The sequence below is a fragment of the Mesorhizobium sp. M1027 genome, from assembly GCF_040318745.1.
GTDB lineage: Bacteria > Pseudomonadota > Alphaproteobacteria > Rhizobiales > Rhizobiaceae > Mesorhizobium.
Genome location: NZ_JAMYMW010000001.1, coordinates 335616 through 357934 on the forward strand (window position 1 = coordinate 335616; position 22319 = coordinate 357934).

Annotated in this window: 20 protein-coding genes and 1 pseudogene; 8 read left to right on the forward strand and 13 right to left on the reverse strand. The window is 63.1% G+C overall.

Annotated features, from left to right (window positions below):
• Positions 1-83: 83 nt before the first annotated feature.
• Positions 84-1661, reverse strand: coding sequence for a trimethylamine methyltransferase family protein (locus tag NKH50_RS01565; protein ID WP_352706019.1), 1578 nt, complete (start codon positions 1659-1661; stop codon positions 84-86).
• A 210-nt stretch (positions 1662-1871) separates the two neighbouring features.
• Between NKH50_RS01565 and NKH50_RS01570 the strand changes: the two genes are divergently transcribed.
• The 4 genes from NKH50_RS01570 to NKH50_RS01585 all read left to right on the forward strand — a co-directional run bounded on the left by NKH50_RS01570 (position 1872) and on the right by NKH50_RS01585 (position 6831).
• Positions 1872-3032, forward strand: coding sequence for an MFS transporter (locus NKH50_RS01570; RefSeq protein WP_352876223.1), 1161 nt, complete (start codon positions 1872-1874; stop codon positions 3030-3032).
• Positions 3033-3127: 95 nt separating this feature from the next.
• Entirely contained in the window at positions 3128-5197 is a 2070-nt protein-coding gene (locus tag NKH50_RS01575) for a prolyl oligopeptidase family serine peptidase (protein ID WP_352876225.1), read from the forward strand.
• Positions 5198-5271: 74 nt separating this feature from the next.
• Positions 5272-5397 (forward strand): capsid protein, encoded by a 126-nt coding sequence (locus NKH50_RS01580; RefSeq protein ID WP_352876228.1) that lies wholly within the window; start codon positions 5272-5274, stop codon positions 5395-5397.
• A 54-nt stretch (positions 5398-5451) separates the two neighbouring features.
• Complete coding sequence (locus NKH50_RS01585) at positions 5452-6831, forward strand: aspartate aminotransferase family protein (RefSeq protein ID WP_352876230.1); 1380 nt, start codon at positions 5452-5454, stop codon at positions 6829-6831.
• Between the two features lie 310 nt (positions 6832-7141).
• On the opposite strand, the gene mmsB is transcribed toward NKH50_RS01585, so the two are convergent.
• The 3 genes from mmsB to NKH50_RS01600 form a co-directional block, all read right to left on the reverse strand.
• Positions 7142-8026, reverse strand: coding sequence for a 3-hydroxyisobutyrate dehydrogenase (gene mmsB, locus NKH50_RS01590; RefSeq protein WP_352876233.1), 885 nt, complete (start codon positions 8024-8026; stop codon positions 7142-7144).
• A 58-nt stretch (positions 8027-8084) separates the two neighbouring features.
• Positions 8085-8402: a four helix bundle protein gene (locus NKH50_RS01595; RefSeq protein ID WP_352706008.1), complete on the reverse strand. Its 318-nt coding sequence runs from the start codon at positions 8400-8402 to the stop codon at positions 8085-8087.
• Positions 8403-8497: 95 nt separating this feature from the next.
• Positions 8498-9664: an isobutyryl-CoA dehydrogenase gene (locus tag NKH50_RS01600; RefSeq protein ID WP_352706006.1), complete on the reverse strand. Its 1167-nt coding sequence runs from the start codon at positions 9662-9664 to the stop codon at positions 8498-8500.
• Positions 9665-9757: 93 nt separating this feature from the next.
• Here NKH50_RS01600 and NKH50_RS01605 point away from each other — a divergent pair.
• Together NKH50_RS01605 and NKH50_RS01610 are read left to right on the forward strand one after the other, a co-directional pair.
• A pseudogene (locus NKH50_RS01605) lies at positions 9758-10243 on the forward strand (dimethylsulfonioproprionate lyase family protein); the annotation flags it as partial.
• Position 10244: 1 nt separating this feature from the next.
• A complete protein-coding gene (locus tag NKH50_RS01610) occupies positions 10245-11714 on the forward strand; it encodes a cobyric acid synthase (RefSeq protein WP_352706002.1) in 1470 nt (489 codons plus the stop codon).
• On the opposite strand, the gene NKH50_RS01615 is transcribed toward NKH50_RS01610, so the two are convergent.
• From NKH50_RS01615 to NKH50_RS01625, 3 genes are all read right to left on the reverse strand, one after another.
• Positions 11711-12133, reverse strand: a complete 423-nt coding sequence (locus NKH50_RS01615) for a VOC family protein (RefSeq protein ID WP_352705999.1) — start codon at positions 12131-12133, stop codon at positions 11711-11713. The two genes, NKH50_RS01610 and NKH50_RS01615, sit on opposite strands and share 4 nt — an antisense overlap.
• Before the next feature lie 73 nt (positions 12134-12206).
• Positions 12207-13034 carry a helix-turn-helix domain-containing protein gene (locus tag NKH50_RS01620; protein WP_352705997.1) on the reverse strand — a complete coding sequence of 276 codons (828 nt, stop codon included), beginning with the start codon at positions 13032-13034 and terminating at the stop codon, positions 12207-12209.
• Between the two features lie 110 nt (positions 13035-13144).
• Complete coding sequence (locus NKH50_RS01625; RefSeq protein ID WP_254818195.1) at positions 13145-13315, reverse strand: hypothetical protein; 171 nt, start codon at positions 13313-13315, stop codon at positions 13145-13147.
• A gap of 189 nt (positions 13316-13504) precedes the next feature.
• Here NKH50_RS01625 and NKH50_RS01630 point away from each other — a divergent pair, with 189 nt between their 5' ends.
• A complete protein-coding gene (locus NKH50_RS01630) occupies positions 13505-13936 on the forward strand; it encodes a TerB family tellurite resistance protein (RefSeq protein ID WP_352646871.1) in 432 nt (143 codons plus the stop codon).
• 10 nt (positions 13937-13946) lie between these two features.
• Here NKH50_RS01630 and NKH50_RS01635 read toward each other — a convergent pair whose 3' ends face one another.
• From NKH50_RS01635 to NKH50_RS01655, 5 genes are all read right to left on the reverse strand, one after another.
• Entirely contained in the window at positions 13947-15569 is a 1623-nt protein-coding gene (locus tag NKH50_RS01635; protein WP_352876237.1) for an ABC transporter ATP-binding protein, read from the reverse strand.
• Positions 15566-16435, reverse strand: coding sequence for an ABC transporter permease (locus NKH50_RS01640; RefSeq protein WP_352876240.1), 870 nt, complete (start codon positions 16433-16435; stop codon positions 15566-15568). The genes NKH50_RS01635 and NKH50_RS01640 overlap by 4 nt, the downstream gene beginning before the upstream one ends.
• Positions 16432-17379 carry an ABC transporter permease gene (locus tag NKH50_RS01645; protein ID WP_352876243.1) on the reverse strand — a complete coding sequence of 316 codons (948 nt, stop codon included), beginning with the start codon at positions 17377-17379 and terminating at the stop codon, positions 16432-16434. Before NKH50_RS01645 ends, NKH50_RS01640 begins: the two co-directional genes overlap by 4 nt.
• Before the next feature lie 247 nt (positions 17380-17626).
• On the reverse strand, positions 17627-19105 hold the full coding sequence (locus NKH50_RS01650; RefSeq protein ID WP_352876246.1) for an ABC transporter substrate-binding protein: 1479 nt from the start codon (positions 19103-19105) through the stop codon (positions 17627-17629).
• Between the two features lie 132 nt (positions 19106-19237).
• Positions 19238-20527, reverse strand: a complete 1290-nt coding sequence (locus NKH50_RS01655) for an acetylornithine deacetylase/succinyl-diaminopimelate desuccinylase family protein (RefSeq protein WP_352477633.1) — start codon at positions 20525-20527, stop codon at positions 19238-19240.
• Between the two features lie 222 nt (positions 20528-20749).
• Between NKH50_RS01655 and NKH50_RS01660 the strand changes: the two genes are divergently transcribed.
• Complete coding sequence (locus NKH50_RS01660) at positions 20750-21178, forward strand: L,D-transpeptidase (RefSeq protein ID WP_254818202.1); 429 nt, start codon at positions 20750-20752, stop codon at positions 21176-21178.
• Positions 21179-21326: 148 nt separating this feature from the next.
• Here the strand turns inward: NKH50_RS01660 and NKH50_RS01665 are convergent, their stop codons facing one another.
• On the reverse strand, positions 21327-22319 hold the full coding sequence (locus tag NKH50_RS01665; RefSeq protein WP_352876250.1) for a lipid A biosynthesis lauroyl acyltransferase: 993 nt from the start codon (positions 22317-22319) through the stop codon (positions 21327-21329).

Below are 22319 nucleotides of genomic sequence, written 5' to 3' on the forward strand. Positions count from 1 at the left end.
AGTGAGCGGGGGCGAAAACAAAGCGGATGTTTTCGGCCAGCCTGCCATCAAGACGGAGTAGGGGTCGACTACTCATCAGATGATCAGAAATCGGTCGGCGCGCCGCCTTCGGCCCGGCGCTTGTCGACGAAAGCGTTGAGCTCCTCGCGGATTGCCGGGTCCATATAAGGCTCTTCATAGGACGCCAGCCGTTCCTTCCACACGCGATTGGCCTTTTCGAGTGCGGTCGGCGATCCGGCCTCAACCCAACTCTCGAAATTGCGCCAGTCGGAAATGATTGGCGCGTAAAACGCGGTCTTGTAGCGGTCCTGCGTGTGCTGGGTGCCGAAGAAATGGCCGCCGGGGCCGACCGATTGGATGGCGTCGAAACCGAGCGCTTCCTCGGAAAGATCGAGCGGCGTCAGGAACTCGGCGACCATCTGCAACAGGTCTATATCGAGGATGGTCTTTTCGTAGGAACAGCGCAGGCCGCCTTCGAGCCAGCCGGCCGCATGCATCATCAGATTGCCGCCACCCTGAATGGCGCCCCACAGCGAGAACACGCTTTCATAGGCGGCTTGCGCGTCGACCGTGTTAGCGGCGCAGGTGTTGGAGGTGCGGTAGGGGATGTTGTAGCGGCGGGCGAGCTGCCCGCCGACCAGCTGCGCCTTCATATATTCCGGCGTGCCGAAGGCCGGCGCGCCGGACTTCATATCGACATTCGAGGTGAAGCCGCCGTAGCCGACAGGCGCGCCCTTGCGCACCATCTGCGCAAAGGCGATGCCGGACAGCGCCTCGGCATTCTGTTGCACCAGCGCGCCGGCAATCGTCACCGGCGCCATGGCGCCGGACAGGGTGAAGGGCGTCACGATGACCACCTGGCCCTTGCTCGACATCTGGATGATACCTTCCATCATCGGCACGTCGAGCTTGAGCGGCGAATTGGTGTTGATGATGGTGAATACCGACGGCTCTGCGAGCAACTGCTCATGGCTGATGCCGCGCGCGATCCTGGTGATCTCGATGCCGTCGACGTTGCGCTCCTTACCGAGCGAATAGATGTGGAACATCTTGTCGGTCAGCGTGGCGAGGTCACGGATGCATTCGAGGTGGCGCACGGACGGATGGATGTCGATCGGCTCGACCGGGTACCCGCCCGTGCAGTTCAATATGTTGTGCATCTGCGCAAGCTTGAGGAAGTTGCGGTAGTCCTGCTGGTTGCCTGGCCGACGGCCGCGGTCGACGTCTGAGCAATTGGGTGCCGACGCCATCATCGAGATGATCAGATTATCGCCACCAAAGCGCACATTGTGCGCCGGGTTGCGGGCGTGGATGGTGAATTCCGGCGGGCAATGGGCAACCAGTTCCAGGATCATGTCGCTGTCGAAGCGCACCCGCTCACTGCCCTCGCGGACATCGGCGCCATGCGCCTTCATGATGCGCCGGGCTTCGTCATGCAGCACGTCGACGCCGATTTCCCGCAGCACGCGCAGAGAGGCGAGGTGAATTGATTCCAGCTCGTCGTCGGAAACCAGCCGGGTCGGCGTCAGCGGGTTCTTCAACTGCCGAAACGGCGGCTGCTCAAACACCGTCGAGCCGCCGGCACGCTTCCCCGCGCGGCCGCCGCGACGGGCGCGGTCGTTTGCCAGTGCCGGTTCGGCGGGCTGAAGGGCGGCGGTCATGATAGTCCTCGTACGCTGCGGCAATGCGGCGGCATAATGGACCGCCGGCCGTCCGGCCATTGCGGAGGCGGCGACCACTAGGGCGAGGGAAGCGACATGCCCTGGGGGCAGCCGGCGGGATCGCCAGCCTCTTGATCGCGTTCCGGCTGGCGCAAGCGGTTTTCGTTGCCGGTGCTTACCGCGACGGAACCGAAACGCTAATCCTGCATCATGGACCGGGCGGAACAAAGCAGCGGCGAAATAGCGCAATGGGCGGCGATCACCGGCGTGATCGCCACCGTCTCGGTGTTCGCCATCGCGCAAGGGCTGAGCTATCCGCTGTTGAGCTTCATCCTGCAGCGCCAGGCCGTCTCGCCGGCCATAATCGGCCTGTCGGCGGCAATGACGCCGATCGGCTTCATCGTCTCGTCGCCGCTGGTTCCGGCGCTGGCGCGGCGTTTCGGGGCAGGGCGCACCGCGCTTACGTGCGCGGCACTTTCCGCGCTGGTGCTGGCGCTGATCGGCTGGACCCAAAATGTCTATCTGTGGTTTCCGCTGCGTTTTTTGATCGGCGCCGTCACCAACCCGCTCTACGTGCTGAGCGAAGTCTGGGTGATCGCACTGGCCCCGCCGGCACGCCGCGGCCGCGTCATGGGCATCTATTCGACCATCATTTCGGCGGGCTTTGCGGCGGGGCCGCTGTGCCTGCTTGCGGTCGGCACCGTGGGATGGCCGCCGTTTCTGGTCGGCATCGGCGCATTCCTGTTTTGCGGCGCCTGCCTCGCCTCGGTGCTGGCACGGCTGCCCAAGGTCGACGAGAGCGGGCACCGGGTTTCGGTGCTGGGGTTCGTGCCGCAGGCGTGGCTGCTGTTATCGGCGGTGATTGTGGCCGCCGGTTTCGAACAGGCGGTGCTCGCCTTGCTGCCGGTCTACGGAACACATTATGGCATTGCGGAAGCGCGCATGTCGGCGCTGCTGTCAGTGATGATCGCCGGCAATATCGCTATGCAGGTGCCGCTCGGCTTGTTGGCGGAACGACTGACAGCGCGGCTGGTGCGGTTCATCTGTGTTTCGATGACGGTGCTGGGATGCGCGCTGCTGCCGGTTCTCATCGAGACGCCGCTGATCTGGCCGTGCGTCTTCGTCTGGGGTGCGGTTTCGTACGGTATCTACACGATGTCGATCATCGAGCTCGGCGAGCGGTTCACCGGCTCGGCACTGGTCGCCGGCAATGCCGCCTTCTCTTTGATGTGGGGCATCGGCGGCATCGCCGTACCGCCGCTGGCGGGCAGCGCCATGGATGTTGTTGGCGCCGGCGGCCTGCCAATGACGCTCGGTGCCATTTGCCTGGCGCTGGCAGTTGTAACGGTCATTCGAAGACGGATGGCGTGAATGCCAGAAAGCCGCCGTTTCTGACGAACGACTTGAATATAAGCGGCCCCATGTCGATCTTGGCTATGCCGCCGCCCGACTCAACCGGAGACCTCATGACCAAATCGAATACCAAGGGCCAGCCGGGTTCGGCGGCCGAAGACCCGTTTCTCTGGCTGGAGGACAGGAGGGGCAAGCAGGCGCTCGACTGGGTGCATCGCCAAAATGCGATCACCGTCGGGGAGCTGCAGGGTGATCCGTCCTATCAGACGTCGTTCGAGACGGCGCTCGACCTGATGACGGCCGAGGATAACATCGCCGTCGGAGCCGCTATCAACGGCTATGTCTATAATTTCTGGCAGGACCGGACGAACCTACTCGGCCTCTGGCGGCGCACCACGGTCGCCTCCTACAAGACCGATAAGCCGGAATGGCAGACAATCATCGACTTCGATAATCTGGCGGCGCAAGAGGGGGTGAAATGGGTGTTCAGCGGCGCCAGTCGGCTCTACCCCGACTTCAGCCGCTGCCTGCTCAACCTGTCGCCGGATGGCGGCGATGCCAGCGAGATGCGCGAATTCGATATCGAAAGCAGATCGTTCGTCGATGGCGGCTTTCGCGCTCCTGCCTCGAAGTCGAGCTTTAGCTGGCTGGACGAGGACACGGTTATCGTTTCCGCCGCTTTCGAGGAGGACGACACGACCCAGTCCGGTTATCCGCGCGTGGTCAAGCTTTGGCGGCGCGGCACGCCACTGGAAGCGGCGACGCCGATCTTCGAGGCGCTGAAGCAGGATCTTGCCGCCGGCGGGTCCGTCGAATTCGACGGCGACAAGCGTCATGTCTTCCTCGCCCGGACCATCGACTTCTTCGCCTCGCACAGTTTCCTGCGGCTGCCATCGGGCGAAAACAGGCGCATCCCGCTGCCGGACGACGTCACCGATACAGCGCTGTTCAAGGGCCAGCTTGTCTTCGGCGTGCGTACCCCATGGATGGCGCCGGACGGCACGCTGTGCAAGCCCGACGGGCTGTATTCACTCGATTTCGAGCGCTGGATCGAAACCGGGCTATTCGGATCCCTCGATACCGTGCTCGAGCCGGCGCACCGTGTCTCGATCGCCGGTATTGCCCGCACGCAGGACCGGCTGTTCATCAATTTGATGGACAATGTGCGCGGCAAGGTCGTCGCCGGCAAGCGCAGCGACAGCGGCTGGGAGTTCAAGCCCGTGGCTTTGCCCGAAAACGGCAATGTCGGCATCAGCCATGCCGAGCATTTCGGTTCCAGCGTCTCCTTCTCCTTCACCGATTTCCTGACGCCGAGCTCGATCATCTGGTCGGACGACAACGCCGCGGGCCTGGCAACGGTGAAGTCGCAGCCGGCGCGTTTCGATGCGTCGTCGCTGGTCTCCGACCAGTTCGAAGCGCGCTCGAAGGATGGCACGATGATCCCGTACTTCGTCGTCAGGAGGCGCGACCTGCATGGACCCGTGCCGACATTGCTTTACGGCTATGGCGGCTTCGAAGTGCCGCTGCTGCCCGGCTATGCCGGCGTGCGCGGCAGGCTGTGGCTGGAGAAGGGCTATGCCTATGTGCAGGCCAACATCCGCGGCGGCGGCGAGTTCGGCCCGAACTGGCATCAGGCCGCGCTCAAGGCCAATCGCCAGAATGCCTTCGACGACTTCGCCGCGGTGGCGCAAGATCTGGTCAAACGCGGCATCGCTACGCCCGCCACGCTGGGCATCCAGGGCGGATCGAATGGTGGCTTGCTGACCGGCGTCTCGCTGACCCAGCAACCGGAATTGTTCGGCGCAGTGATCATCGACGTGCCGCTGCTCGATATGCTGCGCTACACCGAACTGCCGCCCGGCGCGTCGTGGATGGCCGAGTATGGCGATCCGGCGAAGCCGGAAGAGGCAGCCTGGCTCGCCGCCTATTCGCCCTACCAGCATGTAGACACGGACGCAGCCTATCCGCCGGTGTTGCTGACGACCTCGACCGCCGACGATCGCGTCCATCCCGGGCATGCGCGCAAAATGGCGGCACGGCTGCAGGCGGCCGGCCACGGCAAGACGCTGTTCTTCGAGGAGACCGAGGGCGGCCATGGCGGACGCGGCGATCGGCGGCCGCAGGCCGCACAGGCGGCAATGAAGTACGTCTTCCTGCAGCGGGCCCTGACTGGCACCAATTGACTGGCACCAATTGACCGGCGTCGCTTGACCGGCACGGCTTGAACTGAGGGCTCGAGGCAGCCTAAGGTACATGCATGGCTCGGCTGGCGAAATCGGGTTGCGTATTTGGGGTCGCGGTGACGCCGTCGCCGCGCACGCTTCGCGCCGAGCTGTTGCGGCTGTGCGCCCGTATCGGCTATTCGCCGCCCGCTGTCCTCTGACGAATCCGCCCCGGCGCAAAAGCTGCCGGATTGGTTCAAGAGGAAAGATCAGACATGACCTACCAGAATTATTCGCTGAAGCAGCTTCAGCAGATCGATGCCGCGCATCACCTTCATCCGTTCACCGACCACAAAGAGATGCGCGAGACCGGCTCGCGGATCATCACTCGCGCCAACGGGCCGTTCATCTACGATTCCGAAGGGACGGAAATCCTCGACGGCATGGCAGGGCTGTGGTGCGTCAATGTCGGCTATGGCCGCGACGAGCTGGCCGACGCCGCCTACGCCCAGATGAAGGAATTGCCCTACTACAACTCCTTCTTCAAATGCTCGACGCCGACGCCGGTTCTGCTGTCGAAAAAGCTGGCGGAGATCGCGCCAAGTCATATCAACCAGGTGTTCTACGGCTCGTCCGGTTCGGAGGCCAACGACACGGCGCTGCGCCTGGTCCGTCACTATTGGGTGCTGGAAGGCAAACCGGAGAAGAACCGCATCATCTCGCGCAAGATGGGCTACCACGGCTCGACCATCGCCGGCGCTTCGCTCGGCGGCATGGATTTGATGCACAAGCAGCTCGGCGGCGCTGTGCCCAACATTGTCCATGTAATGATGCCCTATGCCTATGAGCTCGCACTGCCCGGCGAAAGCGACCATGATTTCGGCCTGCGCGCGGCAAAAGCGGTCGAGGACGCGATCCTCGAAGCTGGCGCCGACAAGGTGGCCGCCTTCATCGGCGAACCGGTGATGGGGGCAGGCGGGGTGAAGATCCCGCCGATGAGCTATTGGCCGGAAGTGCAGCGCATCTGCCGCAAATACGACGTCCTGCTGATGCTGGACGAGGTCATCACCGGCTACGGCCGCACCGGCGAGTGGTTCGCGGCACAAGCCTTCGATGTCGAGCCCGACACCATCACCACGGCCAAGGCGCTGACCTCTGGCTATCAGCCGCTGTCGGCGCTGCTGGTCGGCGACCGCATCGCGGCGACGCTGGTCGAAAAGGGCGGCGAATTCTATCACGGCTACACCTATGCCGGGCACCCGGTGGCCTGCGCGGTGGCGCTGAAGAACCTTGAGATCATCGAGCGCGAGGGGCTGATCGAGCGCGTCAGGAACGACACCGGGCCTTACTTCGCCAGGACTTTGCAGGAACGTCTCGGCGGGCACGATCTGGTCGGCGAGGTGCGCTCGTTCGGGCTGATGGGAGCGATCGAGATCGTCAAGGAGAAGGCAACCAAGGAGCGCTTCCTGCCGGCCGGCAACGCGGCGGTGACCGTTCGCGACCACGCAATTGCCCAGGGCATGATGCTACGCGCCACCGGCGACACGATGATCCTGTCGCCTCCGCTGATCTGGACGCGCCAGACGATCGACATGGCCTGCGATCGTATCGCAAAGGCGCTCGATCTGGCGCAAGCAGATTTGCGCAAGCGGTGAACGATCGCCGGGCGTTCCATGTCGGGCGCCCGGCGATCGACCGAGCGCTTACCAGGCGAGGAAGCGAAACGCAAAAACCGCGCTCCATCGGAACGCGGCTTTGCCAGATACGCATGGCGTTTCGCCAACTAAACACGTGCGAAACTTGCGGGCTCCGGTACGCGAGACCTGATCCGGAGCGCCGGGCGGATGTCCGCCTCGCAATCCGTTTTAAACGCATATCGTTACTGCAGGGTTAGCAAGAGCTTAAGCAAACCTAAATTTGCCGACTTTCCGCTTTGGGCAGATCGAAAACCTGTGAACTTGGAGCTTACGCCGGGCTACCACGGAGGAAATTAATGATGCCGGAAAAATCGGCACCGGCATTCCCTTGTGCGTTGAACAGCGCATAGAGCTGAGCTGCCTCGGCGCCGAGCGGCGTTGCTGCACCGACGCTCTGTGCGGCCTCCTGCGACAGTTTCAGGTCCTTCAGCATCAGTGCCGCCGCGAAGCCAGGCTTATAGCCATTGTTGGCGGGCGATGTCGGCACCGGGCCGGGCACCGGGCAATAGGTGGTCAGCGACCAGCACTGGCCGGACGAGGTCGAGGCGACGTCGAACAGCGCCTGGTGGGACAGGCCGAGCTTTTCCGCCAGCACGAAGGCCTCGGCAACACCGATCATCGAAATGCCCAAAATCATGTTGTTGCAGATCTTCGCCGCCTGTCCGGCGCCGTCGTCGCCGCAATGAACGATGCGGCCGGCCATCGGCTTGAGGATTGGTTCGGCCTTGGCGAAGGCATCCTTCGAACCGCCGGCCATGAAGGTCAGCGTGCCGGCCGCCGCACCGCCCGTGCCGCCGGAGACTGGCGCGTCGATCGACAGCAACCCGTGCTTGGCGGCGATGGTATGGGCCTTTCGAGCCGACTCGACATCGATGGTCGAGGAATCGATGAACAGCGCGCCTTTTTTTGCCTTGGACACTATGTCTGCGTAAACCGACAGAACATGCTTACCGGCTGGCAGCATGGTGATGACCGCATCGGCGTCTTTCACCGCCGCAACGGCGTTGGCCATGATGACGACGCCGTGTTCCCTGGCGATGACGAGGTTCTCTGGCGCCAGGTCGAAGCCGTGCACGGCATACCCGGCCTTGACCAGGTTGGCGGCCATCGGGTTGCCCATATTGCCGAGGCCGATGAAGGCGATGGTGGTCATATTGGCGCTCCCGTGGTGTGGGTAGGCAGTAGGCAGTAGGCGGTAGGCAGTAAGCGACCTATTCGGGCGCAAGTTTGTTAATAAGCTGGCGAAGCATTTTCCCAATGCCCTCGGTCGCTAAAAGCACGTGATAAGCTTGATCATGCGTAGCAAGGCCAATGCGTTCAGCGATCTGGAGGTGTGTCTCGAACTCCTTCAGCGATCCCTGGGCAATCCTAAGAAATTGCTGATAGGAGCCTCTGTTGTCTCGGCCGTAACCTTCCGCGATGTTTGCAGGAATAGAGGTTGCTGAGCGGCGGATCTGGCTGGTCAACCCATACAATTCCTCTTTTGGCCATGCCTTGGTCAGGGAGTAGGTGGTGACGGCCAGATCCATCGCTTGCTGTCATACGATAAGATCCTTGTACGAATTGATCTTGCCGGTCATCTTTCTGCCTACTGCCTACTGCCTACTGCCTACTGCCTACTGCCTTACCGCCCGATCAGGGCGCGAGCGATGATGACGCGCATGATCTCGTTGGTGCCTTCGAGGATCTGGTGGACACGCAGGTCGCGCACCAGCTTCTCGATGCCGTAATCGTGCAGATAACCATAGCCGCCGTGCAGCTGCAGGGCGTCGTTGGCGACATTGAAGCCGGTGTCGGTGACGAAGCGCTTCGTCATCGCCGACCATTTCGAGGCATCCGGCGCGTTGCGGTCGAGCTTCGAGGCGGCGGTGTAGAGGAAAATGCGCGCTGCCTGCAATTCGGTTTCCATGTCCGCAAGCTTGAACTGCAGCGCCTGGAACTGGTTGATCTTCGAGCCGAAAGCCTTGCGCTCGGCCGTGTAAGCGAGCGCCTTGTCGAGTGCCGATTGCCCGCCGCCGAGCGAGCAGGCGGCGATGTTCAACCGGCCGCCGTCGAGCCCGGCCATGGCGATGCCGAAGCCGGCGCCTTCTGCCGACAGAAGGTTTTCCGCCGGCACCTTGCAGTCCTCGAAGACGACCTGGCGCGTCGACTGCATGTGCCAGCCCATCTTGTGCTCGTTGGCGCCGAAAGAAAGGCCCGGCGCATCGTTCGGCACGACGAAGGTGGAAATGCCTTTCGGCCCGTCGGCGCCGGTGCGCGCCATGACGACATAGAGGTCGCTGTCGCCGGCACCGGAGATAAACTGCTTGGCGCCGTTCAGCACATAGTCGCCGCCGCTCTTTGTCGCGCGCGTCTTCAGCGCCGCCGCATCCGAGCCCGAGCCGGGCTCGGTCAGGCAATAGCTTGCCAGCCATTCCATTGAGGTCAGCTTCGGCAGGAAGCGCCGGCGCTGTTCGTCGCTGCCGAAGCGGTCGATCATCGATACCGCCATATTGTGGATAGAGATGAAGGCGGAAAACGCCGGATCGGCCCGCGAAAGCGCCTCGAAGATCAGCACGGCGTCGAGCCGGCCGAGCCCCGAGCCGCCGACATCCTCGCGGACATATATGCCTCCAAGGCCGAGCGGGCCCGTCTCGCGGATCACGTCGGCGGGGAAATACTTGTTGCGATCCCAGTCGAGTGCGTTCGGCGCCACACGGTCGGCGGCGAAGGCCTCGGCCATCTCCTGGATGGCGCGCTGGTCCTCGTTGAGTTCGAACTGGCTGGTGCCAGCATCGACAGCGGCGTCCATGGCGTGCTCCCTGACGTTTCCGGCCTGCTGGCCTGTCGTTTTTGGCTTTGCGCGCCGTTCAATCTAGACCAATGATGCCGCCGCGCAACCCGACCCGTCTGCGCAGCCGCTGTGCGCGAATGCGCTTTGGAGCAAAGTGTGACGACAAAATTCGACGAACTGCTTGGATGCTTCCATGCCTATCTCCAGACGTTCGACGGCCAGACCTATGGGGAAGCGGATTTCGGCAAGGTTTTCATCGACAATTACGGCTGGCTGGAGGTGTTCGGTACGCGCGGCTATTTCGTCAATGAAGAGGTCGCGGCCGGCCTGCTGATCCTTGGACCCGACATCGTCTACCCCGATCACCACCATGTCGCGGAGGAGATCTACATCCCGCTGACCGGCGGCACCGAATGGCGCATGGGCGATGGCGGTTTTCGCCTTCGAGCGCCGGGCGAGGTGATCCACCATGCCCCTGGCGTCAGCCACGCCATGCGCACCGGCAAGGAGCCGCTGCTGGCGCTCTATCTCTGGCGCGGCGGGCCACTGGCAGCCAAGTCGACGATCACCGTAACCGTTGCGCAGGGCAGGGACTGATATGGCCAAGGCGATCATGCTGCAGGGCACGGGTTCGGATGTCGGCAAGACGGTGCTCGTTGCCGGTCTGTGCCGCGCGGCCAGGAACCGTGGGCTGAAAGTGCGGCCGTTCAAGCCGCAGAACATGTCGAACAACGCCGCTGTCGCCGATATTCCAGGCGTTTCAGGCGGCGGTGAGATCGGCCGCGCCCAATGGCTGCAGGCGATCGCCTGCGGCGTGCCGCCGACCATCCACATGAACCCGGTGCTCCTCAAGCCGCAGACCGATGTCGGCGCTCAAGTCGTAGTGCAGGGCAAGGTGTTCGGCGAGGCGCGGGCGCGCGACTATCAGGCGCTGAAGGGCCGACTGATGGATGCGGTGCTGGACTCCTGGGCGACGGTCGGCGAGGGCGCGGACCTGGTCATTGTCGAGGGCGCGGGATCGCCGGCCGAGATCAACCTCAGGAGCCGCGACATTGCCAATATGGGCTTTGCGACGCGCGCCGGCGTGCCGGTGATCCTGGTCGGTGATATCGATCGCGGCGGCGTCATCGCCTCGGTCGCCGGCACCCACCTGATCCTGCCGGACGAGGACCGGCGCATGATCGTCGGCTATCTCATCAACAAGTTCCGCGGCGATGTCTCGCTGTTCGACGATGGCATCGAGGCGATCGAAAAATTCACCGGCTGGCGCTGCTTTGGCGTGGTGCCGTGGCTGAAAGCGGCGGCGCGGCTGCCGTCGGAAGACTCCGTCGTGCTCGAACGGCTGGCGTCCGGTGAGAAGCGCGCGCTGAAGATCGTCGTGCCGGTACTCTCGCGCATCGCCAATTTCGACGACCTCGACCCGCTCAAGGCCGAACCGCAGGTCGAGGTGGTGTTCGTGCCGCCTGGCCAGCGCCTGCCGCAGGATGCAGGGCTGGTGGTCATTCCCGGCTCGAAGTCGACGATCGGCGATCTCCTGAAATTCCGCGAGAACGGCTGGGACCGCGACCTTGCCGCGCACAGGAAACGCGGTGGCCATATCGTGGGCATCTGCGGCGGCTTCCAGATGCTCGGCCATGTCGTGCGCGATCCCGATGGTATCGAGGGCAGCGTTACCGAGACGCAAGGCCTCGGGCTGCTCGACGTCGAAACGGTGATGGAGCCGGAAAAGACGGTGCGCAATGTCAGCGCGCGCTCGGTGCCGTTCGATCTGCCGCTCGAGGGCTACGAAATCCATCTCGGTCGCACCACCGGTCCGGACACGCTGCGGCCGTCCGCCGTTATCAACGGCATCGATGACGGCGCTATCTCGGCCGACGGCAAGGTGCTGGGCACCTATATGCACGGGCTGTTTTCCGCCGATGCCTTCCGGGCGAAATTCCTCGAAAGCCTCGGCGTCAAGGGCGGCGGCATCGACTACCGCGCCGAGGTCGAACGGGCACTGGACGAGATCGCCGCCGAGCTGGAAACCCACCTCGACTGCGACGCCATCTTTGGGCTGGCGCGTTAGCTGGCAGCTTCGTCAGCCTTTGGCCAGTAGGTGCCGAACGACCAGACATTGCCTTCCGGATCGCGGCAGATGAATTCGCGGCTGCCATAGTCGCGGTCGGTGAGTTCTTCCAGAATCTCGGCGCCGGCGGTCTTTGCCCGCGCGTATGCCGCATCTGCGTCAGCGACCGCAACGTAGATCGACTTGCCGCCGCCCGAACCGGGCGCGCCGACCATCTTGCCATAGGCATCGTCGCGCGCCGTGCCGAGCATGATGATCGAGGAGCCGAAAGCGAGTTCGGCATGGTGCACCACGTCGCCTTCGCCATAGCGGGCGCGAACGCTAAAGCCGAAGGCCTCGCACAGCCAATCGATCATCCTGCCGGCATTCCTGTAGCGCAGCGCCGGATAAAGCCGCGGTGGTTCGGTGGTGTTCGGCATGACTGATCTCCTTCAGCGGGTTGGTCGATCAACCCAGTCTGGGCGAAGGCTGGTTGCGCGTCTTGAAGAAATGTTACCTCGCGGCGACAGTGGTCGGCGTGACGCCTGCGAGGTCGCGGAACTCGCGCACCAGATGCGCCTGGTCGGCATAGCCGCAGTCGGCGGCGATGTCGGCCCAATCACTGTTGGCCTGTCTCGACAGGCCAAGCGCATGGTTGAAACGGACGATGCGCGACAGCGTTTTTGGGCCGGTGCCGACTGCGTCCGAAAATTTTCCGGTAAGATGCTTGCGGCTCCAGCCAAGCTTTTCGGCCAGCGTCGAGATGCGGGTCCGCCCACGCGTCGAGACGATCGTCTCATAGGCCCAGACCATTTCGGCCTGAGTGCGGTCTGCGGTTGCCAACCGATCGCCGACGAAGGCCTCGGCGATGGCAAAGCGCGAGCTCCAATCCGGCGCATTGCCAAGCCTTTCGCGAAGCGCGATGCCTTCGACGCCGAGCACGTCATCCAGGCCGACCATGCGGTCGGTCAGTTCGCTCATCGGGCGGCCGAAGAAGCGACGAGCGCCGAGCGGAGTGAAATTGATCTGCACACAGCAGGCGCCGCCGAAGGATTCGATCACCACCGGCCCGGCATAAAGGCCGGCGGCAAAACTGGCGAAGCGGTCATTGTCGCCTGGGTCCTGGCCGAGCCCGATGGCAAATGGTTCGGCAAAGCTGATGACCAGCGGCACGGTCAGCGAGGCATATTCGATCGCGCGGAAATGGCCTGGCATGGTTTCGCGAAAGCCGCACATGTCAGTGACGGCGCCCTGAAGTCGATGGCTCGGCGCGCGCCGCACCATCTCGAACCGATCGAGCTCCGGGCTGTCGTGGCGGCTGCCGTCTTCGCTGGTGGGCATGCGCTTTCCCTGGTCCAGGAATTCTAACAGACCATCCTGCAGAATCAAAAGCGCCCGGCTTTTGGCCGGGCGCTCCGAGTTGCCTGAGATTCCGAATTGTCTGGACGTGTTTAAGCGCCGCGCATCAGACAGCCGGCGGCCAGCACGATGTAGGCGATGACGACAATCCACACGGAAGCCAAAGGGATAAACGCAAGAACGCCAAGCGCGGCGAGAACGCCGATGATGGCGATGACAAGGGATATGATAAAAATAAGCTGGGTAGGTGCACTGAGATTCATGTCCGTCCCTCCTCAACATGATTCGTACAGCGGCATGGTATCAGTCGCACGGTCACACACCAATGAGCGCAGCGGCTTGCCGGATTGGCCGGCAGCTTTCCGGCGAGAAAACATGCGGCTCCAGCACGCGCATCCCCGTTTGCGCCAGGCCGATTCCGCGCTACCTTCCGAACGAATCGGAAGGGGCTGATGGCGATGGGATTGCTGGACCAGATACGCTCGATTTTCGACGGCGACCCCGGGGTGCGCAAGGTGGCGGACGATCCGGTGCTGTCGGCGGAGCTACTGATGCTGTTCCGCATGATACTGGCCGATGGGTCGGTCAGCGAAAGCGAAATGACCGCCTTCAGGCGTATCTGCCGGGACGCCTTCGGCATTCCCGAAACCAGCGTCGACAGCGTCATCGAATATCTCAACGAATTCGGCTACGAGACCAACGGCTCCCAGGCCATCGCGCAATTCCGCGACCTCGATGTCGAGCGGCGCAAGCTGCTCGCCCGCCACATGGCGGAAATCGCCAAGGCCGATTCGCAACTTGCCGGGAGTGAGATGCAGCTGCTGCGCCGCACGCTCGACCTGCTCGACATCAGCCCTGCCGATGTGGTCAAGCCGCAAGGCTAACGGTTGCCGCTCACCCCTGTTCCTGCAGCCGTTTCGCGATCGCCCGATGCAAATCGGGAGCGGCGGCGACCAACGCCTTGGCCGCTGCGGATTGCGGGTGGTCGAGCACTTCGCTTGTCCTGCCGCGCTCGACGATCTTGCCGTCATGCATGACCATCACTTCGTCGGTGATGGCGCGGGCGACGGTCAGATCATGGGTGATGAACAGATAGGCGATACCGAGCTTCTGGTTGAGCTCCGCGAACAAATCGAGGATCTGGGCGCGGATCGAGACGTCGAGCGCCGAGACCGGCTCGTCGGCGACGACCAGCTTCGGCCGCGTGATGATGGCGCGGGCGATCGAAAGGCGCTGACGCTGGCCACCCGAAAACTCATGCGGATACTTGTCCATGTCGCCTGGTGAAAGGCCGACCTCGTGCAGCGCATGCGCCACCATCTCGCGCCGCGCGGCGGGCGCCGGCTTCTTCTCCAGCACATGCAGCGGCTCGGCCACCAATCTTTCGACCTTCTGGCGTGGGTCGAACGAGCCATACGGGTCCTGGAACACGACCTGCATGTCGCGCCGTGCCGGCTTTAGCTCCACCTCGCTCTTGCCGATGAGGGTGTCGCCGCGGAAGCGGATCGTACCGGTCGTCGGCTTGTCCAGTGCCAGGATCATGCGAGCAAGCGTCGACTTGCCGCAGCCGGAACGCCCGACCAGCGCCACCGACCGGCCGGGCGCCATCGCGAAGGAGACATCGTCGACGGCGCGGATGGGAGCCGCGCGTTTCAACAGCGATACGCGCCGTCCCGGATAGTCCCGCGTTACGTTCTCTACCTGAAGCAGCGGTTTGGCCGATCCGCTGTCGTGTGTCTTGGCCCGCGCCGGCACATGCATCGAGGCCTGCGCCAGCTGTCGCGTGTAGGGATGAAGTTGTTCCGACAGCGTGCGCGCGGTATCGCCGGCCTCCATCACCTCGCCATGGCGCAGGATGGTGATGCGGTCCGCCATCTCGGTCACCACTGCGAGGTCATGCGAGATCAGCAGCAGGCCCATGCGGTTTTCCGCTACGAGATCTCGCAGCAGGTCGAGGATCTGCGCCTGCAGCACCACGTCGAGCGCGGTCGTCGGCTCGTCGGCGATCAGCAGCTTGGGTTTCAGTGCACAGGCAATGGCAATGACGACGCGCTGACGCTGGCCGCCGGAGAGTTCGTGCGGATAACGCGAGAGCGGGAATTGTGCTGCCGGCAGGCCGACCCGGTCCAGCATTTTTCGCGCCCGTTCCTCAGCGTCGGCGCGGCTCGCCCTGGTGTGCCAGCGAATACCCTCGGCGACCTGCTCGCCGATGGTTTTGACCGGATTGAGCGCCGTCATCGGCTCCTGGAACACCATGCCGATGTCGTCTCCGCGCAGCGCGCACATCTGGTCCTCGCTGGCGGCCAGGATGTCGATGCCGTCGAAGGTGATGCGTCCCCTGGTATGCGCTGCCCAAGGCAGAAGCTGCATGACGGTGAGCGCCGTCATCGACTTGCCGGAGCCGGATTCGCCAACCAGCCCCATCACTTCGCCCGGCGCGACGGAAAGTTCGATGTCTCTGAGGATACGGGTGCTGCCGATGGTCAGCGACAGCTTCTCGATTTCGAGCAGGCTCATCGCTGCCGCCGCGATTTCGGATCGAGGATGTCGGCAATGCCGTCGCCAAGCAGGTTGAGGCCAAGCACCGTGATGACAATCGCCATGCCCGGAAAGATCGCCATCCACGGTGCCACCACCATGCGGGTCTGGGCATCGAACAGCATGCGGCCCCAGCTCGGCATCGGTGGCTGGGTGCCCAGCCCGACATAAGAAAGCCCGGCTTCGGCCAGTATGCCCAGCGCGAACTGGATGGTGCCTTGCACCAGCAGCAGCGTGGCGATGTTGGGCAGCACATGTTCGATGCTGATCAGCGTCCTGCTCTTGCCGGCGGCGCGGGCGGCGAGGATGAATTCGCGCGGCCAGATCGCCAGGGCGCCGGCCCGGGCGACACGCGCGAACACCGGGATGTTGAAGATGCCGATGGCAATGATGGCGTTGAACGCGCCCGGCCCGAAGATGGCGGTGATCATGATTGCCGAAAGCAGCGCCGGAAAGGCGAAGGCTAAATCGTTCAACCGCATCAGCACGTCGTCGGCGAAGCCGCCGCGCGCCGCGGCAAAGGCGCCGAGCGGTACGCCGACGCCCATGCCGATGCCGACCGCCACCAGCGCCACGGCAATCGAGTTGCGGGCGCCAACCATGATCATCGACAGGATGTCGCGACCGAAATGGTCGGTGCCGAACCAGTGCGCCAGCGACGGCGCCTGGGTCTTGTCGGAAATGACCAGTTTGGTGACATCGTAAGGCGTCCAGAAGAAGGACAGGATCGCGACCGCCGCAACCAGTACGGTGATGACGAAGCCCGCGAGGAACGAACGGTTTCGAAACGCCTTGGCCAGGATACCGGCAAGGTTCTCGTCGGGGATGTCGATGTGCAGCGTCATTGCCGGCCTCTCAGGCGCGGATCGACCACCGCATAGGAGAGATCGACAACGAAATTGACGATGATGACCGCGGCGACCAGCAACATGACGACGCTCTCGACCACGATCAGGTCACGCTGATTGATCGCCTGGAACACCAGCCGGCCGAGGCCGGGCAAATAGAAGACGTTCTCGACGATGATGGTGCCGGCAAGCAGGAAAGCGAATTGCAGGCCTAGAATGGTGACCACCGGGATCATGGCGTTGCGCAGCGCATGCCGCCACAAGACAAGGCGATAGGGCAGGCCCTTGGCGCGGGCGGTTCGGATGTAGTCCTCGTTCAGCACTTCGATCAGCGCCGAGCGGGTGACCCGGGCGAGGATCGCCGCCTGTGGCAGAGCGAGGGCGACCGCCGGCAGAAGCAGCGATTTCAGTGCCGGCCAGACGCCGGCGCTCCAGCCGGGAAAGCCGCCGCCCGGCACCAGCCGCAGCCAGACGGCGAACAGATAAATCAGCATCAGCGCAAACCAGAAATTGGGCACGGCGACGCCAAGCTGGGCGGCACCCATCGCGATCGTGTCGCCGGCCCGGCCGCGCCGGCTGGCGGAAAACAGTCCGACCGGAATGGCAATGACGGTGGACAGCGCCAGCGCCATCAGTGCCAGCGGCAGCGAGACGACGAGGCGCTCACGGACCAGATCGATGACCGGCACCGAATAGGTATAGGAACGGCCGAAATCGAGGCTCAGCAGGCCGCCGGCCCAATGCAGATAGCGCAGCACGACGGGAGCGTTGAGACCCATCTGGTTGCGCAGCAATTCGATCTGGTCGGCGCTGGCGTTCAGGCCAAGCATCAGCCGCGCCGGGTCGCCGGGAATGATTTCCAGCACGGCAAACACCACCATCGAGGCCAGAACCAGCGTGACGACGGCGATGGCGAGCCGCTTGAGGAGGTAGGCGGTCATGGACGTTGAGGAACCGCTGTGTTGGCGAACGCAAAAACTGGGCGAAGCTTGCGTTCCCGCCCACCCTTTGTGCCGGACATCTCCCCCTCAAGCGGGGAGATTGAGCCCTCATCGCCGCTTTCGCTAACCACTGGCGTTGCAAGGGCAGTGCCAGCGCGGAAACGGCCTATCTCCCCGCTTGAGAGGGAGATGTCCGGCACAGAGGGGGGTGTGACGGAGTGCAACTTTCGCCCCTTCTGTCAGCGCCTCAATCCGTCCACTTCACCTTGGTCAGGTCGTTGGCCTGGATCGGGGCGTTTTCCCACAGGCCCTGCAGTTTGGCGTCCCAGACGCCGACCTTCGGCAATTCGTACAGGAAGCCGACCACGGCGTCATCTGCCAGGACCTTCTGCGCCTCGCCGAGCAGCGTCGTGCGCTTGGCTTCATCGGAGGTAAGGTTCAGCTCCTCGATGATCTTGTCGAAGGCCGGATTGTCGTAGTTGAAGTAATAGTCCTTACGCGAATAGATATCGATGTCGTTAGGCTCGGTATGGGAAACGATGGTCAGGTCGTAATCCTTCTTGGTGAAGACCTGGTCAAGCCATTGCGCCCATTCAACCGGTATGATCTCGAGATCGATGCCGATTTCGCGAAGCTCGGAGGCGATGATCTCGCCACCGAGCCGCGCGTAGGAAGGCGGCGGCAGCTTGAGCGTCGCCTTGAAGCCATTCTCCAGGCCGGCTTCCTTCAGCAATTCCTTGGCCTTCTCCACATTGTGCGGATAGAGGCCGGTGAGGTCGACATAGGCTTTGCTGGCGGGCGACATGTGCGAGCCGATCGGCACGCCGAGGCCGGCCGAGGCGCCGTCGATGATCGCCTTGCGATCGAGCGCAAAGGAAATCGCCTGCCTGACCTGTAGCTTGTCGAACGGCGGCTTCTTGTTGTTGATCGACAGGATGGTTTCACCCTCGGTCGAGCCGATCACCACCTTGAAGCGTGGGTCGTCCTTGACCTGGGCGACGCTGTCGGGATCGAAGAACGGAAAGGCCTGAACGTCGCCGGAAAGCAGCGCCGGAACGGCGGCGGCGGCATCCGGAATGATGCGGAACTCGGCCTTGTCGAGAAATACCGGGGCGCCCCAGTAATTGTCCGACTTGCCCAGCGTGATCGATGAGCCCTTGGCCCAGTTCTGGAACTTGAATGGGCCGGTGCCGATTGGTTTTTCCTTGTTGGTGTCGGCTGTCTCAGGCGCCACGATAACCGCGTCGCCCCAGCCCATATTGTAGAGGAACGAGCCTTGCGGGTTCTTCAGCGTGACCTTCACCGTCGCGGGATCGACGACCTCGACCTTGGCGATGGCGGCAAACAGGCCCTTTTGCGCGTTGACGGAATTTTCGGCGCGGGCACGGTCGAGCGAGAATTTCACGTCGTCGGCGTTGAAGTCGGTGCCGTCATGGAATTTCACGCCGGTATGCAGCTTGAAAATGTAGACCTTGCCATCGTCGGAAATGCTCCAGCTTTCCGCGAGATCGGGCAGCACCTCGCCGTTCGGGCCGATGCGGGTTAGGCCCTCGAAGACATTGGCATAGAGTACCTCGTCGATTGCCGCGGCGGCACCCGCGGTCGGGTCGAGATGCGGGGGTTCGAGCGCAATGCCGATGACCAGGTCGGTGCGCGCGGCCATCGCCGAGGTTCCGGCGGCCAACGCCAGCGCCGCGGCGGCCAGAATGGTTTTCCACAATTTCATCGTGCAACTCCCCAAATCTAAAACACCTGCTCAAACCCGGCCGGATAGAAGCGTGAATTCGCCGCCGAGTAAATTGCGTTTCGTACCGTCGGCGATCGCCGGGAGGAATGTTTTTTTTCGCCCATGGCCGGATCATCGCGGGCCGGCGTCCCTCAGCAGAACGTCGAGGCCGATCGCCATCACCTTTGCCGAGTCCAGCATGTCGGCAATGCCGACCCATTCATCGGGCCGGTGGGCGAGATCGAGGATGCCCGGGCCATAGGCGATGCAGTCATAGATGTGGCCGATACGGGCGATGTGCTTCTGGTCGTAAGTGCCGGGCGAAATCACGTAATCCGGTTCGCGGTCGAATATCTCCATGATGCCTTGCGCGACCGCCTTAACCACCGGCGCGTCGCGCTCGGTCATCAGCGGCAGCACCTCCATCAGATCGCGGATTTCGTAGTCGAACTTTTTGCGCTCGCGCTTCAGCCGTTCGAGGATATCGGTCACCTCGCTCTTGACCGTAGCGAGATCCTCTTCGAGCAGGAAGCGGCGGTCGATGGTCAGCCGGCAGGAATCGGGCACGTTGGGCGAGGGCAGGCCGGGCCGGAAATCCTCCGTCTGGCCGCCATGGACCGAGTTGATGTTCATGGTTGAGCGTTTTGCGCCTTCGGGCACGACCGGCATGCGCGTCATCTTGCGGTCGAGCGCCGGAAACAATTCGTCCTCGAAGGCGCGCAGCACGGCGCCCATATGGCGCACCGCATTGTCGCCGAGGAACGGCATCGAGCCGTGCGCGATCTCGCCCCTGGTCTCGATCTCCGCCCACCAGACGCCGCGATGGCCAAGGCAGATGCGATCCTTGTTGAGCGGTTCGGGAATGATGACGTGGTCGACCTTCGGCCTGGAGAAATAGCCGAGCTTGGCCAGATGCGCGACGCCGCCAAAGCCGCCGGACTCCTCGTCGACCGTGCCTGAAATCTCGATGGCGCCGGGAAAATCGGGAAAGACCTCCATGAAGGCTTCAGCGGCGATGATCGAGGCGGCAAGCCCGCCTTTCATGTCGCAAGCGCCGCGGCCATAGACCTTGCCATCCCTGACGATGCCGGCGAACGGATCGAGGCTCCAGCCGTCGCCGGGCTCGACGACGTCAATATGCGAATTGAAGTGCACGCAAGCACCCGGCGCCCGGCCATCGAAGCGGGCGACGACGTTGACGCGCGGGTAACGGTCAGTGTCGCCAGGTGTGCCCTCGGCACGGATGAATTCGGTCTCAAAACCACGCTTCTTCAGCCGCGCGCCGATATATTCGGCACATGGCCGATAAGCTTCGCCGGGCGGATTGATGGTCGGAAAGCGGATCAGATCCGCAGTCAGTGCAACCAGATCATCGGCTCGGTCATCGATAGCCTTGAGGAGCCGTTCGTTCGGTTCGTTCATTCGGCGAATTGAGCAGCGGATGAGGGGGTTTTGCAAGTCCGATGGCGAATTGCCAGGCGATTGCGTGTCGTTACGGCAACTATTGCGGGAAATCGTTCAAATTCGCTGCTTGGGATTGGTGAAATCGTCAGGGAGTAAGTGTTAGCTCGCTGGCTTGCCATCAAAACGCTGGGGAACAGCGTGAGGGCAGGCAGGCAAGGGGCATCAAAGGGGTTTGATTGCATGAAAAACACTGTTCTCATGGCAGCGGCATTAGTAGCGATGCTGTTCGGTTCGTCGTTCGAAAGCCGTGCGGCCAGCCTGGTCGCGAACATCGATATTTCCTCACAGACGATGACGGTAAGATACGGGCTGTCGTATTACCGGTGGAGCGTTTCCACCGCCCGCAAAGGCTACATCACGCCACGCGGCAGCTATCGTCCACAGCGGACGGCCCGGATGTGGTATTCGCGCAAATACGACATGTCGCCGATGCCCTATTCGGTGTTCTTCCGCGGCGGCTATGCCATCCACGGCACCGGCGCGATCCGGCAATTGGGGCGCCCGGCATCGCATGGCTGTGTGCGCCTTCACCCCAGCAACGCGGCCGCATTCTATTCGATGGTGCGCAAAGCCGGCTTCGGCAATACGCGAATCCTCGTGACGAATTAGGGTCTGTTCCCCGGCCCGCAACAAAAACCCGCCGGAGCGGCGGGTTCGTCGGGGCCAAATAGAACCATAACTAGTTTATAGCATAGCTGCCGGCACAAAGCAAGAACAAAATACGTTAGTTGCGGAAAACGCTTGCTATGGTTTCCGCTCAAGCGGCTTTGTCGCGCATTGTCGTCGGCCGCCGCTTTTTGCGCTTGCTGATCTCCCAGCGCTTGTGGAACCACATCCACTGGCCGGGGTCTTCGCGCACCCAGCGCTCGACCACGTCGTTGAGAAGCTGGGTGGTGGCGGGGACGTCGACACTGCCGCCGGCGGTGCGCGGCAAGGTGAGCTTGTCCTCGATCTCGAGCCGGAAACGATTGTTCGGCAAGCGCACGCAGCGCGCCGGGTAGACATCGCAATCGTAGTGTCGCGCCAGGGTGCCGAGGACCCGGTTGCTCTCGCAGGGGCGGCCGAAGAATGTCGTCTCGAGCCCGCCGGTGAATTTCTGGTCGACCAGCACGCCGATATTGCCGCCCTTCTCCAGGACGGCCGCAAGCGCGAACGAGGCACCGGTCGAAGACGGCAGGAGCGATCCCATGCTCGAGCGGCGGGTCGAGAGGATGTAGTCGGCGAGGTAAGGGTTGTTGGGCGGGCGAAATAGCGCCGTGATGTTCATGCCGAAGGTCGCCGCCGCCACCGGCAGCAGCTCGAAATTGCCGAGATGCCCGGTGAAGACGATATGCGGCTTGTCCTCGCCCGCGATGCGCACGAAATGGTCCACGCCCTTGACCTCGACACGGCCCGGCTTCGTCGCAGTGGGATCGTAGTCGAACAAAGCATCGAGAAAGATGTATTCGGCGGCCAGGCGGGCCATGTTGCCCCACATGTCGGAAGCGATCGCTTCGATCTCGGCATCGCTTTTTTCCGGATAGGCCTGGCGCAGATTGTCGACCGCAACCTGATGGCGCGCCACCCAAGGGCCGATGCGGCGGGCGGCGCGGTCGGCAAAATTGAGCGCGCTGTCGGGCGGCAGCAGGCGCAGCGCGGAGATGATGATCATCGCGACCCGCGCGACCAGCCAGTAATTGAACTGGCGAAGCCGCCTGCCATAGCGGAATCCCAGGTCCCTGCGGATCTTCTTGAAGGCGTTGCCGATCAT